Below are 16071 nucleotides of genomic sequence, written 5' to 3' on the forward strand. Positions count from 1 at the left end.
AAACCTAAGAATACCTATAGTTTTTCTAACTTTATTATGGTATTAGTTTCATCTTGATCATCTATTCCGTCTTCATCTTTTGAGAAGGTAATAACACGATTAAATGTTACCTTAAACTTTGTACCTATTAACTTTTCATCCGCTAAATTAAAAACCCCTAATACCGTTTCTTCTACTTTATGAAAGGTTATGGTTTTCTCTTCCCCTTCTCTATCTTTAGTGATAAAGTTATAACCATAATCCTCTTTCCCATCGAATGTGGCATACACAAGTAAACCATCCTGCTCTGAAATGCTTATCAAATTGGTATGTAAACAGGCCTCACTTTTAAAGCTAGACAGCGATAAAAAAACCAATAATAAACCACTTAACACGATTAACTTTTTTGTTTTCATCTTTTTTTACAATTTAAAATTTAACTCAAATTTGTTTTTGGATACTATAAATTTAAAGTTCCAACACCTTAATAATCACAACCACAAAACTACTGAATGCCAGCACTTTAATATACGATTTATTCTAACAACTAGATTAGATTAAACCTGACAATTTTGCAATAAATAAATCTATAACCTCGATAACAATTAGGATAATAATAATCCATTCTAACCGGCTACTTTCTTTATGATCCATAATATCTTTAAAGAGTTCGAGATTTTCTTTAATAATTTCTATACGGTCATGAATTAGGCGGTATCTATCTTGTAAATCGAAGGTGCGTTTTAAATCTTGATTTAGCTTATTAAGCTGTTCGTTTTCCCAAGTTATTTCTGGCGAATCAAAAATATATAGGTTTTCTAAAATTTTATTTTTAATATTTAAAACCTTGCCTATAAAACGCTTTAACTTATTACCAGAAATATCAAGTTTTCCTTTTTCTTCTAGAAATGAGGTGTGTTTATTAGTTTCTAAAAGTAACTCCTCTGTAATTTCAGAATAACGATCTAAAGCCACAGATTGTGAGATATTCAATAATACCAAACGAATCATTTCTTCATCTAAACTTGGTAATATTACACTATCAAATTGTACTTTTTGAGTATTAGGCTGAATAAAAATTTCAACCGAATCTGATAATTTTTCAGTAAAATAATTGGTGCTAAAAGGTTTTATTTCTTGTAATATGCTAGCAATTTCAACATCATTCATATTGAAAAAACTAACCATACCATACTGAAAAATGTAAACAAATTGATTTTCTGAACTTTTATAGTAAAGTTCGTCGCTATCTTGAAACACTAATTGCCACGGCAACTTATGTTTACTAGTTTTTATATTGATAGCACTAGCTACTTGGTAAGCAACTACGGTATACATTTTATGCTATAAACTATGTATTTTAAATGGGTTTTAAACTTTGAACTCTATAAATTGGATTTTCATCATCTCCATCTTCTACAAAGGTAATTCTGAAATTCTTATCAATTAAAGATTCATCATTTTGTAAATCATATTGCGTTAAAACGCGAGGGTGTACCTCTTCAAAGGCTAGCTCCTCTCCGTTTTCAAACCAAAAATTGTAATAACCGTTTTTGTAAGATTTAAAAGCGGCAGTTCTCATAATAGTTATATTTAATCGTTGTCTTCTGTTTCTTCATTAGCTAAATCTGGAGGCTGTATTGCTTCCGGATCGTTATTATCAAAATCTTCATAGTCATCCTCATCATAATTTTCCATAGTTACCGATAACTTGGTACTTACTTTTACCAAATACTTAGTATCTTCTGTAATAACCTCTACAGCCTCAACAAGTTCGTTATGCTGGTTTTTAAAAGAGATTACATCGTCATCATCATAACCATCAGGATAACGTTCTACTAGTAAAGCTAATATTTCTGGTGTCAACTTTTTAAAATCGACAATAACACGTTTTAAATTATTATTTCTATTTTTCATTATTCCTAAAGTTGGGGGTTCTAGATGTTATAAATATACTATTTATCATTATTTAACACGAATAACATCATAAAAATCTTTTCTTCTATCTTTTAAATTTTTAACGGCACCGAAAGAATGTAACTCTCTTAACAAACTTAAGTCTACATCGGCAACCAAAATCATTTCGGTATTTGGTGTTGCTTCTGCTTTTATTCCATTACTAGGAAACGAAAAATCACATGGCGTAAATACTGCCGATTGAGCGTATTGAATATCCATATTATTTACGTTAGGTAAATTCCCTACGCTTCCTGCAATAGCTACATAACATTCGTTTTCAATCGCTCTAGCCTGGGCACATAAACGTACACGAGAATACCCGTTTTGAGTGTCTGTTAAAAACGGTATAAACAAAATATCCATACCTTCATCTGAAAGTAAACGCGATAGTTCTGGAAACTCAGAATCGTAACAAATTAAAACCCCTATTTTTCCACAATCGGTATCATAAGTTTTTAGTGTATTACCACGTTGCATACCCCAAACTTTAGCTTCGTCTGGTGTGACATGAATTTTTTCGTAACGCTCAAAACTTCCGTCTCTTCTGCATAAATAACCAACATTGTATAACTTATCATCAACAACTTCTGGCATACTTCCAGAAATAATATTAATATTATACGAAATAGATAATTGCTTTAATTTGTTTATTATAATTTCTGTGAATTCTGCTAATTTTCTAATGGCTTCAGGTTCATGTAAATGGTTAAACTCTGCCATCAACGGGGCGTTAAAAAACTCTGGAAATACTGCAAAATCCGATCGATAGGCTGCCACACTATCAATAAAATACTCAACCTGTTGCATTAAATCGTCCAAAGCTTTATACGGTCGCATTTGCCATTGGATTAAACCCAATCGCACTACCGATTTAACAGAAGCCGCTTTTCGTGTTGGTTTGGTATAATAAATATTATCCCATTCCATTAATACGGCGTACTCGTTTGATGCCGTATCGCCTTCTAAATAGCCTTTTAAAATACGAACAGGGTGAAAATCGTTTGAGATTTGAAAATTTAGAACAGGATCATGAATTTCCTTGCGCTTAACTTTTTCAATATAATCCTTTGGTGAAAACTCCTTATGCTTATGATAATTTGGCATTCTACCACCAAATATGATACTTTTTAAATTCAGGTTTTCACAGATTTCTTTTCTGTAATCATACAAACGTCTACCTAAACGCAAGCCTCTATACTCAGGTTTTATAAAAACATCAATACCATACAAAACATCACCTTCTGGATCGTGATTTTTAAAAGATTCTCCCGCAATAATATCCGCATAGGTATGATTATCATCAATCTTATCATAATCTACAATAAGAGACAATGCACAACCAGCAATATCGCCATCGATTTTTATAACCACTTGTCCTTCCGGAAAAATGGATGTTAATTGAATAATATGGTCTTTTTTCCAATACGAATCTAGCACACCAGCATAAGATTCTAATGTGGCTTCTTTTAACTGTTGATAATCATCAACAGTTAAATATTTAAGCTCGATATTTTCTATTTTTTTTGCATCCATGACTACTGACCCAAAAGGTAAGCAAAAATTAAAGGCGCAACAATAGTAGCATCACTTTCTACAATAAATTTTGGTGTATTTATATCTAATTTACCCCAAGTAATTTTTTCGTTTGGCACTGCTCCAGAATACGACCCATAACTTGTTGTAGAATCTGAAATTTGACAAAAATAGCTCCAAAACGGCGTATCTGTACGCTCCATATCTTGATATAACATTGGCACCACACATATTGGAAAATCGCCAGCAATACCACCACCAATTTGGAAAAACCCAATACCTTTTGATGAGTTACCTGTATACCAATCTGCTAAAAATGTCATGTATTCTATACCCGATTTCATCGTACTTGCTTTTAAGTCGCCTTTTAAAACGTAGCTTGCAAAAATATTTCCCATTGTACTATCTTCCCAACCTGGGCAAACTATTGGCAAGTTTTTTTCGGCCGCAGCATACATCCAGGAATCCTTTAAATCGATTTCGTAATATTGCTCTAACACACCAGATAATAGCATTTTGTACATATATTCATGTGGTAGATAACGCTCACCTTTAGCTTCGGCATCTTTCCAAATTTTATAGATATGCTCTTGTAAACGACGGAATGCTTCATGCTCTGGGATACAAGTATCGGTTACACGGTTTAATCCCTTTTCTAACAAATCCCATTCTTCTTGAGGTGTTAAATCGCGATAATTTGGCACACGTTTGTAATGTGAATGCGCTACCAAGTTCATGATATCCTCTTCTAAATTGGCACCCGTACAAGAAATAATATGTACTTTATCTTGACGAATCATTTCAGCAAAACTTTTACCTAATTCGGCAGTACTCATAGCACCTGCAAGCGACACTAACATTTTAGCACCAGACTCTAACTGTGCTTCATAACCCTTAGCAGCATCCACCAAGGCAGCTGCATTAAAATGCAAATAATGCGTTTCAATAAATTGAGAAATTGGTCCTTTAGTAGTTGTCATCGTCAGTAAATTTTAAAGTATTCGTTTTTTGTTTTAGGTTTTCGTAATGGTTATCATATATAGCTTCAGCAGCATCATTAACAAACTTATAGCTTAACATTTTATAGTATAATTTTGCGGCTAAAAAGTCTGATGATTTTTCTTTTTTATTCGGGCATAATTCTACAATATCAAATCCTACCACGTTCTTTTCTTCAAACACTTGCTTTAAGAACTCTAGGGTTTCATACCATAATAACCCACCTGGTTCTGGAGTCCCTGTACTAGGTAAAATTGAAGGATCGAAAGCATCTAAATCGAACGTGATAAAAACATTTTCGGTCATTTGATCGATAGCCGAATCCATCCAGGTATCATCCATAGCCATTTCATGTGCAAAATAGGTTTTCTCCTTATCCATTACCGATTTTTCGATACTGTCCATAGAGCGAATCCCTACCTGAATAAGGTTTGTATTTTGGCTAGCTTCATAAACCGCACAAGCATGATTGCAAGCTGAGCCATCATATTCTTTTCTTAAATCGGCATGTGCATCAATATGCAACACCGTTAAACTAGGATACATCTCATTAAAAGCACGAATAGTCCCTATAGAAACCGAGTGCTCACCTCCAAAAACGGTTACAAACTTATTTTTTTTAATATATTTTTTAGTGGCTTGGTGCACCGCCTCAACCATAGTTTCAGGCGAAGCATTTTCCGTAACTGCATCAGCTAAAAACACACCTTGTTTATAAACTTCTGTACCGGTTTCAATATCATAAAGCTCCATGTTTTCAGAAGCCTCTAAAAAAGCCTTTGGGCCTTTATCGGCACCTTTTTGCCATGTACTTGTACCATCATAAGGCACAGGAATTAAAACAATTTTTGCTTGTTCTAATTTGGCTAACTCTTCAGGAATACCTGCGTATGTATTTTTCATCTGTTTATCCTTGTATTTCAGTTACTTCAATCGCTACTTCTTTTTTTATTTCTTGAGACTTAGCATAACCTAAAATTTTAAGTAAATCTTCACTTTTTTGTTGTTCGCTAAATAACTCAGTCGTTAAATTTCCTTCGGCATCTCTATCAATTAAAACATGCTTTGGAGACGGAATTAAACAGTGTTGTAAACCGCCAAAACCACCAATTGTTTCTTGGTAAGCACCAGTATTAAAAAACCCGATATACAATGGTTTATCTTTATTATATTTTGGCATATAAATAGCGTTCATGTGCTGTTCGCTATTATAATAATCGTCACTATCGCAAGTTAAACCACCTAGTAAAACACGCTCGTAGCTATCTTGCCAACGGTTTACCGCTAATAGTATAAAACGTTTATTAATAGCCCAAGTATCTGGTAATGTTGTAATGAAAGACGAGTTTATCATATTCCACTTTTCACGATCGTTTTGTTGTTTTTGGTACAAGACTTCGTAAATAGCACCACCACTTTCACCAACGGTAAAGCTTCCAAATTCTGTAAAAATATTTGGCACATCAACACCTTCTTCTTCACAAGTTAATTTAATTTGATTGATAATCTCATCAACCATATACTCGTAATCAAAATCGAAAGCTAACGAGCTCTTTATAGGAAATCCACCACCAATATTTAAACTATCCAGCGTTGGGCAAATCTTTTTTAGGCTTGTATAGACTTTTAAACACTTTAAAAGCTCATTCCAATAATAGGCATTATCGCGAATTCCTGTATTAATAAAAAAGTGTAACATTTTTAGCTCTACGTTTTCATTATTAGCAATCTGACTTTTATAAAAAGGAACAATATTTTTATATCCAATTCCTAAACGCGAGGTATAAAACTCAAATTTAGGTTCCTCCTCTGAAGCAATACGGATTCCAACATTAAATTTGCCGTTAATTTCTTGAGACAGCAAATCTATTTCCTCGTAATTATCAATTATCGGGATAGCATTTTTATGCCCATTATTAATTAAACGTGCAATATTGGTAACATACTGGGCACGTTTAAAACCGTTGCTAATCACATAGGTGTTGTTGGTAATTTTACCTTCTTCTTTTAAGCGCTCAACAATATCAATATCAAAAGCCGACGAGGTTTCAATATGAATTTCATTTTTTAAAGCTTCATTTAAGATATGCTTAAAATGGCTACTTTTAGTGCAATAGCAATAATTGTACTTACCTTTATAATTGTGTTTCTCAATAGCGTCTGCAAACCACTTTTTAGCACGCATAATATTGTTAGATATTTGTGGTAAATAGGTGAATTTTAGCGGTGCGCCATACTGCTTTGTTAATTGCATTAAGTCAATATCATGAAAATGCAACTGTCCTTTATCAACTTTAAATTCGTCCTGAGGAAAATCAAAAGTCTGATTGATTAAATCAATATATTTTGTATTCAATGTTTTATTTTAATAAATGTTAAAGATGTGATTGGTGTATTAACTACACGTTAAGCCAATAAAAAATTAACAATATCAAATACGAAATTCCTTTTGAGTAGTAGGCACAAAAGCATATTTATGCTGTATAGCATGTATAGGAGAAACGGAAGTTAGCTTTAAAATTCGGTCGCTTAATCTGTAAGCTGCTTTTGAATATGACTTCCTAATTTTCAAAAGCCCGAACATAGAAACAGGGTTCAAAGTGTTCAGCTACTTTTTAAGTTTTATTGCTTAAAAAACAGCGCAAATGTAATTTATTTTTTAATACCCCAAACTATTTTTTACTTTTTTTAATGTTTTTTTATTTAACACGTAGACACTTCATTACCAAAACGTTACTATCATTACTCAAACAAGGTTTAGACACTAAACCAAGTTTAGCACTTTAACTTTCGGGATCGCTTAGGATTGGCTTTATGCCATAATCCCTAATACAAAAAAAGCCCCTTCAGGTTTTAAAAACCGGAAGGGGTTGATGTGTTATAAATACCGAAATAAAATTTTAAACCTAAACTTTTTAAAGCATTTTTAAAGTATTCAATTCTTGCTCGGTTAAATGTTTCCAATGCCCTCGAGGAATATCCTTTTTTGTTAAATGACCAATAGCCACACAGTCTAAACTAATAATATCGTAATGGAAATATTCAAAAATAGTACGGATTATTGTGTTTCCTGTATTCTTGATTTTTAAACCAATTTCTTTTTTTGATGCACCGTCTATATAGCTAATTTCCTCAACTTCAACCAATTTTCCTTCTACTTTAAATCCTGCTTGAATCTTTTTTAAATCTTCTAGTTTTAGATTTTTATCCAATTCAATATGAAATAAACGCGGTACACCGTTTTTAGAGTTTGTAAACTTACTAGCAACCGTATCATCATTAGTAAATAACAATAAGCCTTTGGAGTTTCGTCCTAAACGCCCAATTGGCTTAATACGTGATGTTGTTGCGTTAGCAACTAAATCCATTACCGTTCTACCTTTACCCTCGCTAGTAGTAGTTGCGAATCCTTTTGGCTTATTAAGTAGCACATAGGCTTTCTTTTCTGGTCTTATGCTTGCACCATCGTAACGAACCTCATCTGACAATTTTACTTTATACCCCATTTCGGTAATTACTTTACCGTTAACGGTTACTAATCCAATGGCAATATGCTCGTCAGCTTCACGACGCGAGCAAATACCAGAATTGGCTATAAATTTATTTAGCCTAATCTCATCTGGGTTACCAGATTTTTTTGGCGTTGGATTTGTCTTTTTTATAGGTGCATTCCCTCTTGCAAAACTTGTAGAGCGCGTATTTCCATTTCCGCGACCTGATGGTTTTCCTTTTCCTTTACTCCCTTGTTGTCTTTTCATGACTTAATATTTTGTGCAAAGATATACTTAATATTATGATTGTTAATTTTTGTTTTGAAGTTTTGTTACTTCTGCGTTAAGGATTAAGGCTTTTGTTGAAGCTCTTTTTGTGTTGTTCCACTAATGCAACATAAAAAAGCGACTGGAGCAAGCCTACCCCCTTTTGGTAACCTCCCTGCCCGCAGGCAGCCCTTAAATAATTATATTCGGTTTAATATAACACTTATATCGATTAACAGGATGCTAAACACCCCTGTAAGAATAATGAATTTCAATATATTATGCAATATTAAATAGTGTATTTTGGTTTTTGATTTCCATAGCATAAATAGAAATATAAGCAGTAATACAAAGCTTAAATAAAAGAAATAATACATGTGTCCTACCTCGAAACGATACAGTAGCAAATAGGTTGGCACTAATGTTAGTGCCGCCAAAATACTAAGAAGTATTTTAGACATTTTTTCACCGTAAGCTACCGGAATAGTGACATAGCCTTGTGCGATATCGCCTTTGATGTTTTCTAAATCCTTAGTGAGTTCGCGCATGGAAATCATTAAAAACAGGAAAATGGCGTGTACAAAAATTACGGTTTCGAAGTTTTTGTAATACATAAAAATGGCAAAAAAGGGCGTAATGGTAAGCACTGCAGAGGTTAAATTACCTATAAATGGCATTTTTTTTAGCTTGTGAGAATAAAACCATATTCCGAAAATGTAAATTGAAAAAAATATTACGGCTTTAAACGAGGCATAACTTGCCATAATTACCGCAATAAAATTAAGCACAAAATAAAATGAGAGTTTGGTGTTTTGACTTACCAGCCTATCCAACCTAGATTTTATAGGACGATTTATTAAATCTTTTTCGGAGTCGTAAAAGCTATTAATAATATAGCCTCCTGCAATTGTGGCTGCCGACGCTAATACTAACATGAGTAAATTTAAATCGAGTACAACCTCTTTAACCGGAATATCATGCGCCAAAATATATACGGCAGTTAAATATTGGGCAATTACAATTATAAGAATATTGTAGCCTCGAACCACAGAAAACAAACTGAAAAATTTAACGAGTATATGTTTCTGTCTTCTTGATAGCATATTAAAATGTAATTGGATAGATCCTGAAACAAAATTTAGGATAACAATTTACGTTGCTTAGAAGTTATAAACGACTTCTAGTTTATAAGCGGACAAGGCATGTTTTGCCTTTTGGAAATCTTCGGTAAAACCTAGAATATAGCCTCCGCCACCAGAACCACAAAGTTTTAAATAATAATCGTTGGTGTCCAACCCTTTTTTCCAAAGTTCATGAAACTGTTTAGGAATCATAGGTTTAAAATGATTTAAAACTACTTTTGATAATTGCTTAGTATTGGAAAATAATGATTTTACGTCGCCTTTTAAGAAATCTTCAACACAGGCATCGGTATGTTTTATAAACTGATTTTTAAGCATTTTCCTGAAACCTTCTTGTTTCATGCTTTCCATAAACAAACTTACCATTGGTGCTGTTTCTCCAATTATTCCACTATCTATTAAAAACACAGCGCCTTTACCAGAACTTTGTTGTGCTGGTATGCCTGTGGCCTCAATATGATCTTTAGAATTGATAAGGATTGGAATACTTAAATAGCTATTTAAAGGATCTAAACCTGAAGATTTTCCGTGGAAAAAAGATTCCATTGCAGAAAATATAGTTTTTAACTTTAATAGTTTCTCTCTGGTTAAATTTTCTAAAACCGTTATTTTATCGCAGGCATATTTATCATAAAGTGCAGCCACTAGAGCACCACTACTTCCCACTCCGTATCCTTGTGGAATTGAAGAATCAAAATACATACCTGAATTTACGTCGGCTTGCAAACGCTCATTATCAAAACGAACAATTTCATGATCTATACCTTGAATGTGTGCAGCAAAGCGTTTTAAACTTTCGTTTGACTTAATAGCCACCTCAGAAGGATTTTCATCTCTCTTTAAAGCCCCATTATAAAAACTATATGGAATAGATAAACCTTTGGAATCCTTAATGATTCCATACTCTCCAAAGAGTAAAATTTTTGAATAAAATAGAGGTCCTTTCATAAGCAGCTTCTGAATTGGTTATGCAAATTTACAACAGTTTGGCTCCAAAACCAATTTTATCGTTAATATACTCGTCTTTTTGACAATAGGTAACTAACTCGCTTTTAATGAACTCCTGTATATTCTCAGCTTCATTTTCCGGATAAAGCATATGTACATTTGCTCCAGCATCAAGCGTAAAACAAACTTTTGATCCAGAAACTTCGCGGTATGTCCAAATTTTATTAATAATTTTTAATGTGTTCGGTTTCATCAAAATAAAGTATGGCATACTTGTCATCATCATAGCGTGTAGCGTTAATGCCTCGCTTTCAACAAGTGCTATAAATTTATCTAAATCTCCATCTTTCAAAATTGAAATCATATCTGAAAGATTTTTATTAGCTTGTTTAAAACGTTCTTGAGCAAACGGGTGCCCATGCATTAAATTATGCCCAATAGTACTGCTTACCTGCTTTTCACCTTTATCGACCAACAAAATAGTGTCTTGATAATTTTTAAAATTTGGATGTACTTGATAAGGATATTTTACACCGAATAAGTCTGAACTACCTTCAATGGCCTCATGACTTCCCCAAACTACCAAATCGCCTTCTAAACTTCGGCAAGCACTTCCTGATCCTAAACGTGCTAAAAAGGATGCTTTTTTAGTAAAATTTTCTTCTGAAACATCTTGTAGTAACTCCTTCTCAACACTCATTAAACATAATGCTAAGGCACTCATGCCTGAGGCCGAAGATGCAATTCCAGAACTATGCGGAAATGTATTTGATGTTTCTATTTTAAAATGATAAGCTTTCAAAAACGGCAAGTAAATTTCTATACGCTTAAAAAAGGTTTCAATTTTTGGTTTAAAATCATCCTTTTTCTCATTATCTAGAAAAATATCAAACGAAAAATTATCGGCATCCTCTTTTTTAGAAAAACCAACTTTGGTTGTTGTTTTACAATGGTTTAGAGTAAAACTTATAGATGGGTTTTCTGGAATTTGATGTTCCTTTTTTCCCCAATATTTAACTAACGCGATATTACTAGGTGAAGACCAGGTAAAACTTCCGTTTTCAATTGAATTTGTATATTTTTTTGGAATGAAATTTTCTTCTACCATAAATTTAATTATCAACTGACAAAGATAGTAACTTTACTATAGTTTTATAATTTCTTGCCGTAGCTGTAATTTTTAATTTTCGTTCGAAAAAATTATTACTGCATTTAGCTTTTCCGTAACCTACCCAACTATGAAAATAGATGGCATTATCAGTAATAGTAAACGTTTCATTAGGATACGATAATTTCGAAACCTCTTCCACTAATGTTTCATTTGGCTTATTATAAGGCAGCATGAAATAACTATTTACTTTCTCTTCTTCGGGAAACGGGCATTTATCAAAAACGTATTGTAATTCTTTCGGAGTTATTATTAAAACCGGTACTTCAAATCCAAATTGAGATTGGATTGCATTATGAATTGTTGTTTCTAACGTTTTCTTTATGTCTTCTGAAGATTGAAAAACCACATTTCCGCTTTGTATGTAAGTTTGCACATTTTCTAAGCCATTTTTCAAAAGTAAATCTCTAAGCGCTGCCATAGGAATTATTTTCTTCCCGCTAACGTTTATTCCTCTTAAAAGTGCGATGTATGTTTTCATTATTCTGTTTTAAAAAGAATAGTGCAACTATGAAACCTATTGCGCAATATTTTTAGCTGCAATATATGCGCCTGTCCATGCATTTTGAAAATTAAAACCACCTGTAATAGCATCCACATTAATGACTTCACCCGCAAAATACAAGTTTTTAATGTATTTACTCTCAAAGGTTTTAAAATCAATTTCTTTAAGGTTAATCCCACCGGCGGTTACAAACTCTTCTTTAAACGTACTTTTACCTTCTACGTTAAAAACGGCTTGAGTAAGTTGACCTGCTAAGTTCGCTAATTTTTCTTTATTTAAATCTGCCCAACGGGTTTCTATTTCCATACCCGAAGCCCATACCAACTTATGCCATAAACGCTTAGGAATATCAAACTGGGTAGATTTAAACACAGTTTTCTTCGCAAAATCCTGTTTAAGAGCTTTTAAAACCTCCAAACAATCATTGAATGTTTGCCTTATAAAATTAATTTCAATTTGAAATTTATAATCTCGTTTTGCTAATTCTAGAGCTCCAAAAGCAGACAGTTTTAAAATAGAAGGTGCGCTCATGCCCCAATGTGTAATTAACAAAGGGCCCTCGCTCCACAAATTGGTTTCTAAAACCTTAATTTCCACATCTTGGGCTACTACACCAGGAATATCCTGTATCCGTTCGTCTTTTATATTGAAAGTAAATAAAGAGGGTACAGGTTGCGATATGGTATGCCCTAACCTTTCTAATAGGCTCCAAATTTTAGGGTTACTTCCTGTAGAGATAAGAAGTTTATGAGTTAAAAAATCACCTTGAGAGGTTTCAATTTTAAAATGTGATTCTTGAGGTTCTATAGATTTTACAATATGGCTGTATAAAACTTCAACCTGATGCTTTTCTGCTTCATTTAAAAAGCAATCAATTATGGTTTGCGATGAATTGGATACAGGAAACATTCTACCATCATCCTCTATTTTAAGCTTAACACCACGCTTTTCAAACCACTCTATAGTATCACCCGTCATAAACTGATGAAAAGGACCTAAAAGTTCTTTTTCGCCTCGCGGATAGTTTTGTGTTAATTCTTTAGGAATAAATTCGGCATGTGTTACGTTACAGCGTCCGCCACCAGAAACTTTAACTTTCGCTAAACCTTCCTTACTACGCTCTAAAATCGCAACTTTTAAAGTAGGGTTTTGTTCTGCAATATTGATAGCTGCAAAAAAACCTGCAGCACCACCACCTACTACAATAACGTCTTTGGACGTCATATTCTATCTGGATAATCAGAAATTATACCATCAACGCCATAAGATTTTATACGCTCTAAAGGTTTTAAATTATTTACGGTAAAGGCAAACACCTTAAAATCTTCTTTTAATTCTGTAACAATTTCTTCTGTTAGCATAGTGTAATCTGCATGAATACCAACAGCATTTATTGTTTTAGCGAACGTTACAGCTCTATTTAAATTTCTATCTGTAAGAACACCTAAAGGAATTTTATCATTTATTTCGTAAACTTCTTTAAGCAAGTCTTCTTGGAAACTAGACACCAAAATATTATCATATTCCCAACCTTTTTTATCTACATAAAAGGTAATAATTCTAGCTGCTTCTTTAGCCGTATCCTGCCCCTTTAATTCTATATTTAATAAGCACTTATTATCAACAAAAGCCAAAACTTCTGCTAACGAAGGAATTTGATAAGTCCCTTTGGTTTTAAGTCTTTTTAAAGCATTAAGCGAATGTTTAGCAACCTCGCCAGTACCATCAGTAATTCTATCAACAGTAAAATCATGAAAAACGACTAACTGACCCGTAGCGCAGCGATGTACATCGATTTCAATGCCATCTACCTTTAAGCTTAGTCCTTTTTTTATAGATTCTAAAGTGTTTTCGGTTAAATGCCCTTTGGCTCCTCTATGTCCGATTTTTAAAATATTACTTGTCATTTTTAATAGGTCTTATTAATCCTTCTTGAGCCACCGTGGCTATTAATTTACCATCTCTGGTAAAAATATTACCTCTTGCAAATCCTCTTGCGCTCGCTGCGCTAGGCGATTCCATAGTATAAAGCAACCAGTCTGAAAAATCAAATTCTCGAAAAAACCACATGGAATGGTCTAAACTAGCTGTTATTGTATTTCCCCAATGCGCTTTACTTGCATGAGGATTTAATGTTGATGTTAAAATATTATAATCCGAAATATAAGTTAGAATCTGCTGTTTTGTTACCAAATCTAACCCTTTAATTTCACCATTTAATTTAAACCAAACATCATAATTTGGTGATAAATCTTTTTTTTCTAACGGATTTACAAAGGTCGTTGGTTTAAATTCAATAGGGCGCTTAATTGACAAAAAAGATTTTATTCCTTTTGGCAAATTTTCACCATATTTTTTATACATGTCTGTCCAACTTAACAACTCTTCCGGTTGTTTTATATTTGATTTTATTTCAATCTGATGGTTATAACCCGCTTCTTTTTTATGAAAAGAGGCCGATAAAATAAAGATTGTTGTGTCTTTTTGATGTGCTGTAACACGTCTTACAGAAAAACTTCCCCCATCTCTTACAACACTTACATTATATGTTATTGGCAACTCCAAATCGCCTGCCTCTAAAAAATAAGCATGCATAGAATGTAAAACTCTTTGATTTGTAATTGTCCGACTTGCTGCATTTATAGCTTGAGCCAAAACCTGTCCACCAAAAACAATTGGACTTCCAACAGTTCTACTAACCCCATTAAATTCGTTATCGCTTATTTTTTCTAATACTAAAAGCTGTAATAAGTCGTTAACTGTGGTCATATCTTATCTTAATTAATCAATAAATTATAATATCTAAAATATGTGTGTAAATTTACCACTATAAATTTTGACTACCTAAAATGAACAAACTTCTAACCTTATTTTTCTTGATTATTTCTAGCTGTGAAACCGGTAATCTAAATATTATCACAGACCTTCCAAAAACCTTAAACGAAGTTTCGGGAACTGAAACTACCCAAAACACCAACTTAATTTGGATGCTAAATGATAGTGGCAACAAAGCTAGAATTTACGGAATAAATAAAAAAGGAAATATCAAAAAAGAATTAAAAATTAATGCTAAAAACCACGATTGGGAAGATTTATCATCAGATAATGTAGGAAACATTTACATTGGCGATTTTGGAAACAACCTAAATAAAAGAACTAATCTTACAATTTTGAAAGTTAATGTCGCAGATTTAGATAAGGATAGTAAAATTGACATTGAACGTATTTCCTTTAAATATCCCAATCAAAACAAATTTCCTCCTAAAAAGAAAAAGATGTTTTTTGATTGCGAATCGTTTTTTTATTTTAACAATAACCTTTATCTATTTACAAAAAGTCGGGTTCGTGGGAATTTTGGGAAGACTGATTTATACAAAATACCGGCTACACAGGGGCATCATGTTGCAGAGTACATCAATTCGTTTACCTCTTGTGAAGATCATGGCTGTTGGATTACATCGGCTGACATTAGCGAAGATGGTAAACACGTCGTCTTACTTTCGCCCAATGCGGCGATTGTTTTTTCTAACTTTACATCAGATGACTTTTTTACAGGACAGGTTAAGCGCTATGATTTTAGTTTATACTCTCAAAAAGAAGGCGTTTGTTTTGCCGACAACAATACACTTTTAATAACGGACGAAAAAGCTCATGGCACAGGTGGTAACTTATACAGCTTAAAATTGAATTAATTTTAAGCTGTATAAGTTACAAGGAAACCATTAACTATGAGTCTGAATAACATTAATAATATCATTTTTTTGTAACACGCCAGATTGCCTCCATTTAGGAATACCCGTTTTAAACAAAATCATTGTAGGCACACTACGTACTTGATACTTATTAGCCAGTTCTTGATTTTTATCAATATCTACTTTAACTATTTTTACTGCATCACCCAACTGTGCTTTAACATCCTTTAAAATAGGCATAAGTGCTTGACATGGTCCGCACCATGTTCCAAAAAAATCCACTAAAACAACCTCTTCCGAAGTGATTATATCTTTAAAACTACTTTTCATAAATTATAATTTATTGAAATATTAGTCGAAATTATCAACTTAAAATTACACTCTTTTC

General features: G+C 33.0%; 18 protein-coding genes. 1 reads left to right on the top strand and 17 read right to left on the bottom strand.

Annotation, left to right across the window (positions count from 1 at the left end; all coding sequences use genetic code 11):
- Nucleotides 1–14: 14 nt before the first annotated feature.
- The 16 genes from ABJM36_RS10455 to ABJM36_RS10530 form a co-directional block, all read right to left on the bottom strand.
- Nucleotides 15–395 carry a hypothetical protein gene (locus tag ABJM36_RS10455; RefSeq protein ID WP_348451391.1) on the bottom strand — a complete coding sequence of 127 codons (381 nt, stop codon included), beginning with the start codon at nt 393–395 and terminating at the stop codon, nt 15–17.
- A 136-nt stretch (nt 396–531) separates the two neighbouring features.
- Nucleotides 532–1317, bottom strand: coding sequence for an RMD1 family protein (locus ABJM36_RS10460; RefSeq protein ID WP_348451392.1), 786 nt, complete (start codon nt 1315–1317; stop codon nt 532–534).
- A 22-nt stretch (nt 1318–1339) separates the two neighbouring features.
- Nucleotides 1340–1561 (bottom strand): hypothetical protein, encoded by a 222-nt coding sequence (locus tag ABJM36_RS10465; RefSeq protein WP_348451393.1) that lies wholly within the window; start codon nt 1559–1561, stop codon nt 1340–1342.
- 11 nt (nt 1562–1572) lie between these two features.
- Nucleotides 1573–1896, bottom strand: a complete 324-nt coding sequence (locus ABJM36_RS10470; RefSeq protein ID WP_348451394.1) for a hypothetical protein — start codon at nt 1894–1896, stop codon at nt 1573–1575.
- Between the two features lie 48 nt (nt 1897–1944).
- Nucleotides 1945–3471, bottom strand: a complete 1527-nt coding sequence (locus tag ABJM36_RS10475; protein ID WP_348451395.1) for a bifunctional GNAT family N-acetyltransferase/carbon-nitrogen hydrolase family protein — start codon at nt 3469–3471, stop codon at nt 1945–1947.
- A gap of 2 nt (nt 3472–3473) precedes the next feature.
- Entirely contained in the window at nt 3474–4451 is a 978-nt protein-coding gene (locus ABJM36_RS10480; protein WP_348451396.1) for a deoxyhypusine synthase family protein, read from the bottom strand.
- On the bottom strand, nt 4438–5373 hold the full coding sequence (speB, locus tag ABJM36_RS10485) for an agmatinase (RefSeq protein WP_348451397.1): 936 nt from the start codon (nt 5371–5373) through the stop codon (nt 4438–4440). The genes ABJM36_RS10480 and speB overlap by 14 nt, the downstream gene beginning before the upstream one ends.
- A gap of 4 nt (nt 5374–5377) precedes the next feature.
- Nucleotides 5378–6826, bottom strand: a complete 1449-nt coding sequence (locus ABJM36_RS10490; RefSeq protein WP_348451398.1) for an arginine decarboxylase — start codon at nt 6824–6826, stop codon at nt 5378–5380.
- Between the two features lie 559 nt (nt 6827–7385).
- On the bottom strand, nt 7386–8228 hold the full coding sequence (locus tag ABJM36_RS10495) for a pseudouridine synthase (RefSeq protein ID WP_348451399.1): 843 nt from the start codon (nt 8226–8228) through the stop codon (nt 7386–7388).
- Nucleotides 8229–8428: 200 nt separating this feature from the next.
- Nucleotides 8429–9331 carry a geranylgeranylglycerol-phosphate geranylgeranyltransferase gene (locus ABJM36_RS10500; protein WP_348451400.1) on the bottom strand — a complete coding sequence of 301 codons (903 nt, stop codon included), beginning with the start codon at nt 9329–9331 and terminating at the stop codon, nt 8429–8431.
- 57 nt (nt 9332–9388) lie between these two features.
- The gene (locus ABJM36_RS10505; RefSeq protein WP_348451401.1) at nt 9389–10318 is read right to left on the bottom strand and encodes a mevalonate kinase; all 930 of its coding nucleotides are present in this window, start codon (nt 10316–10318) and stop codon (nt 9389–9391) included.
- A 28-nt stretch (nt 10319–10346) separates the two neighbouring features.
- The gene (gene mvaD, locus ABJM36_RS10510; protein WP_348451402.1) at nt 10347–11426 is read right to left on the bottom strand and encodes a diphosphomevalonate decarboxylase; all 1080 of its coding nucleotides are present in this window, start codon (nt 11424–11426) and stop codon (nt 10347–10349) included.
- A 4-nt stretch (nt 11427–11430) separates the two neighbouring features.
- Nucleotides 11431–11967, bottom strand: coding sequence for a DUF1697 domain-containing protein (locus ABJM36_RS10515; protein WP_348451403.1), 537 nt, complete (start codon nt 11965–11967; stop codon nt 11431–11433).
- A 36-nt stretch (nt 11968–12003) separates the two neighbouring features.
- Complete coding sequence (locus ABJM36_RS10520; protein WP_348451404.1) at nt 12004–13215, bottom strand: NAD(P)/FAD-dependent oxidoreductase; 1212 nt, start codon at nt 13213–13215, stop codon at nt 12004–12006.
- Nucleotides 13212–13898: a glycerophosphodiester phosphodiesterase family protein gene (locus ABJM36_RS10525; protein WP_348451405.1), complete on the bottom strand. Its 687-nt coding sequence runs from the start codon at nt 13896–13898 to the stop codon at nt 13212–13214. The genes ABJM36_RS10520 and ABJM36_RS10525 overlap by 4 nt, the downstream gene beginning before the upstream one ends.
- Nucleotides 13888–14760 (bottom strand): acyl-CoA thioesterase II, encoded by an 873-nt coding sequence (locus tag ABJM36_RS10530; RefSeq protein ID WP_348451406.1) that lies wholly within the window; start codon nt 14758–14760, stop codon nt 13888–13890. The genes ABJM36_RS10525 and ABJM36_RS10530 overlap by 11 nt, the downstream gene beginning before the upstream one ends.
- Nucleotides 14761–14840: 80 nt before the next feature.
- On the opposite strand from ABJM36_RS10530, the gene ABJM36_RS10535 reads away from it, so the two are divergent.
- Entirely contained in the window at nt 14841–15683 is an 843-nt protein-coding gene (locus tag ABJM36_RS10535; RefSeq protein ID WP_348451407.1) for a hypothetical protein, read from the top strand.
- Nucleotides 15684–15713: 30 nt separating this feature from the next.
- Here the strand turns inward: ABJM36_RS10535 and trxA are convergent, their stop codons facing one another.
- A complete protein-coding gene (gene trxA / locus ABJM36_RS10540; protein WP_348451408.1) occupies nt 15714–16013 on the bottom strand; it encodes a thioredoxin in 300 nt (99 codons plus the stop codon).
- Between the last annotated feature and the right edge of the window lie 58 nt (nt 16014–16071).

This window comes from Algibacter sp., assembly GCF_039977455.1.
GTDB lineage: Bacteria > Bacteroidota > Bacteroidia > Flavobacteriales > Flavobacteriaceae > Algibacter_B.

What these genes read in the sequence shown, in the direction of transcription:
- ABJM36_RS10465 (WP_348451393.1), bottom strand. Translation starts at nt 1,561, where the DNA reads ATGAGAACTGCCGCTTTTAAATCTTACAAAAACGGTTATTACAATTTT.
- ABJM36_RS10495 (WP_348451399.1), bottom strand. Translation starts at nt 8,228, where the DNA reads ATGAAAAGACAACAAGGGAGTAAAGGAAAAGGAAAACCATCAGGTCGC.
- ABJM36_RS10455 (WP_348451391.1), bottom strand. Translation starts at nt 395, where the DNA reads ATGAAAACAAAAAAGTTAATCGTGTTAAGTGGTTTATTATTGGTTTTT.
- ABJM36_RS10500 (WP_348451400.1), bottom strand. Translation starts at nt 9,331, where the DNA reads ATGCTATCAAGAAGACAGAAACATATACTCGTTAAATTTTTCAGTTTG.
- ABJM36_RS10505 (WP_348451401.1), bottom strand. Translation starts at nt 10,318, where the DNA reads ATGAAAGGACCTCTATTTTATTCAAAAATTTTACTCTTTGGAGAGTAT.
- speB (WP_348451397.1), bottom strand. Translation starts at nt 5,373, where the DNA reads ATGAAAAATACATACGCAGGTATTCCTGAAGAGTTAGCCAAATTAGAA.
- mvaD (WP_348451402.1), bottom strand. Translation starts at nt 11,426, where the DNA reads ATGGTAGAAGAAAATTTCATTCCAAAAAAATATACAAATTCAATTGAA.
- ABJM36_RS10525 (WP_348451405.1), bottom strand. Translation starts at nt 13,898, where the DNA reads ATGACAAGTAATATTTTAAAAATCGGACATAGAGGAGCCAAAGGGCAT.
- ABJM36_RS10515 (WP_348451403.1), bottom strand. Translation starts at nt 11,967, where the DNA reads ATGAAAACATACATCGCACTTTTAAGAGGAATAAACGTTAGCGGGAAG.
- ABJM36_RS10470 (WP_348451394.1), bottom strand. Translation starts at nt 1,896, where the DNA reads ATGAAAAATAGAAATAATAATTTAAAACGTGTTATTGTCGATTTTAAA.
- ABJM36_RS10460 (WP_348451392.1), bottom strand. Translation starts at nt 1,317, where the DNA reads ATGTATACCGTAGTTGCTTACCAAGTAGCTAGTGCTATCAATATAAAA.
- trxA (WP_348451408.1), bottom strand. Translation starts at nt 16,013, where the DNA reads ATGAAAAGTAGTTTTAAAGATATAATCACTTCGGAAGAGGTTGTTTTA.
- ABJM36_RS10535 (WP_348451407.1), top strand. Translation starts at nt 14,841, where the DNA reads ATGAACAAACTTCTAACCTTATTTTTCTTGATTATTTCTAGCTGTGAA.
- ABJM36_RS10480 (WP_348451396.1), bottom strand. Translation starts at nt 4,451, where the DNA reads ATGACAACTACTAAAGGACCAATTTCTCAATTTATTGAAACGCATTAT.
- ABJM36_RS10475 (WP_348451395.1), bottom strand. Translation starts at nt 3,471, where the DNA reads ATGGATGCAAAAAAAATAGAAAATATCGAGCTTAAATATTTAACTGTT.
- ABJM36_RS10530 (WP_348451406.1), bottom strand. Translation starts at nt 14,760, where the DNA reads ATGACCACAGTTAACGACTTATTACAGCTTTTAGTATTAGAAAAAATA.
- ABJM36_RS10520 (WP_348451404.1), bottom strand. Translation starts at nt 13,215, where the DNA reads ATGACGTCCAAAGACGTTATTGTAGTAGGTGGTGGTGCTGCAGGTTTT.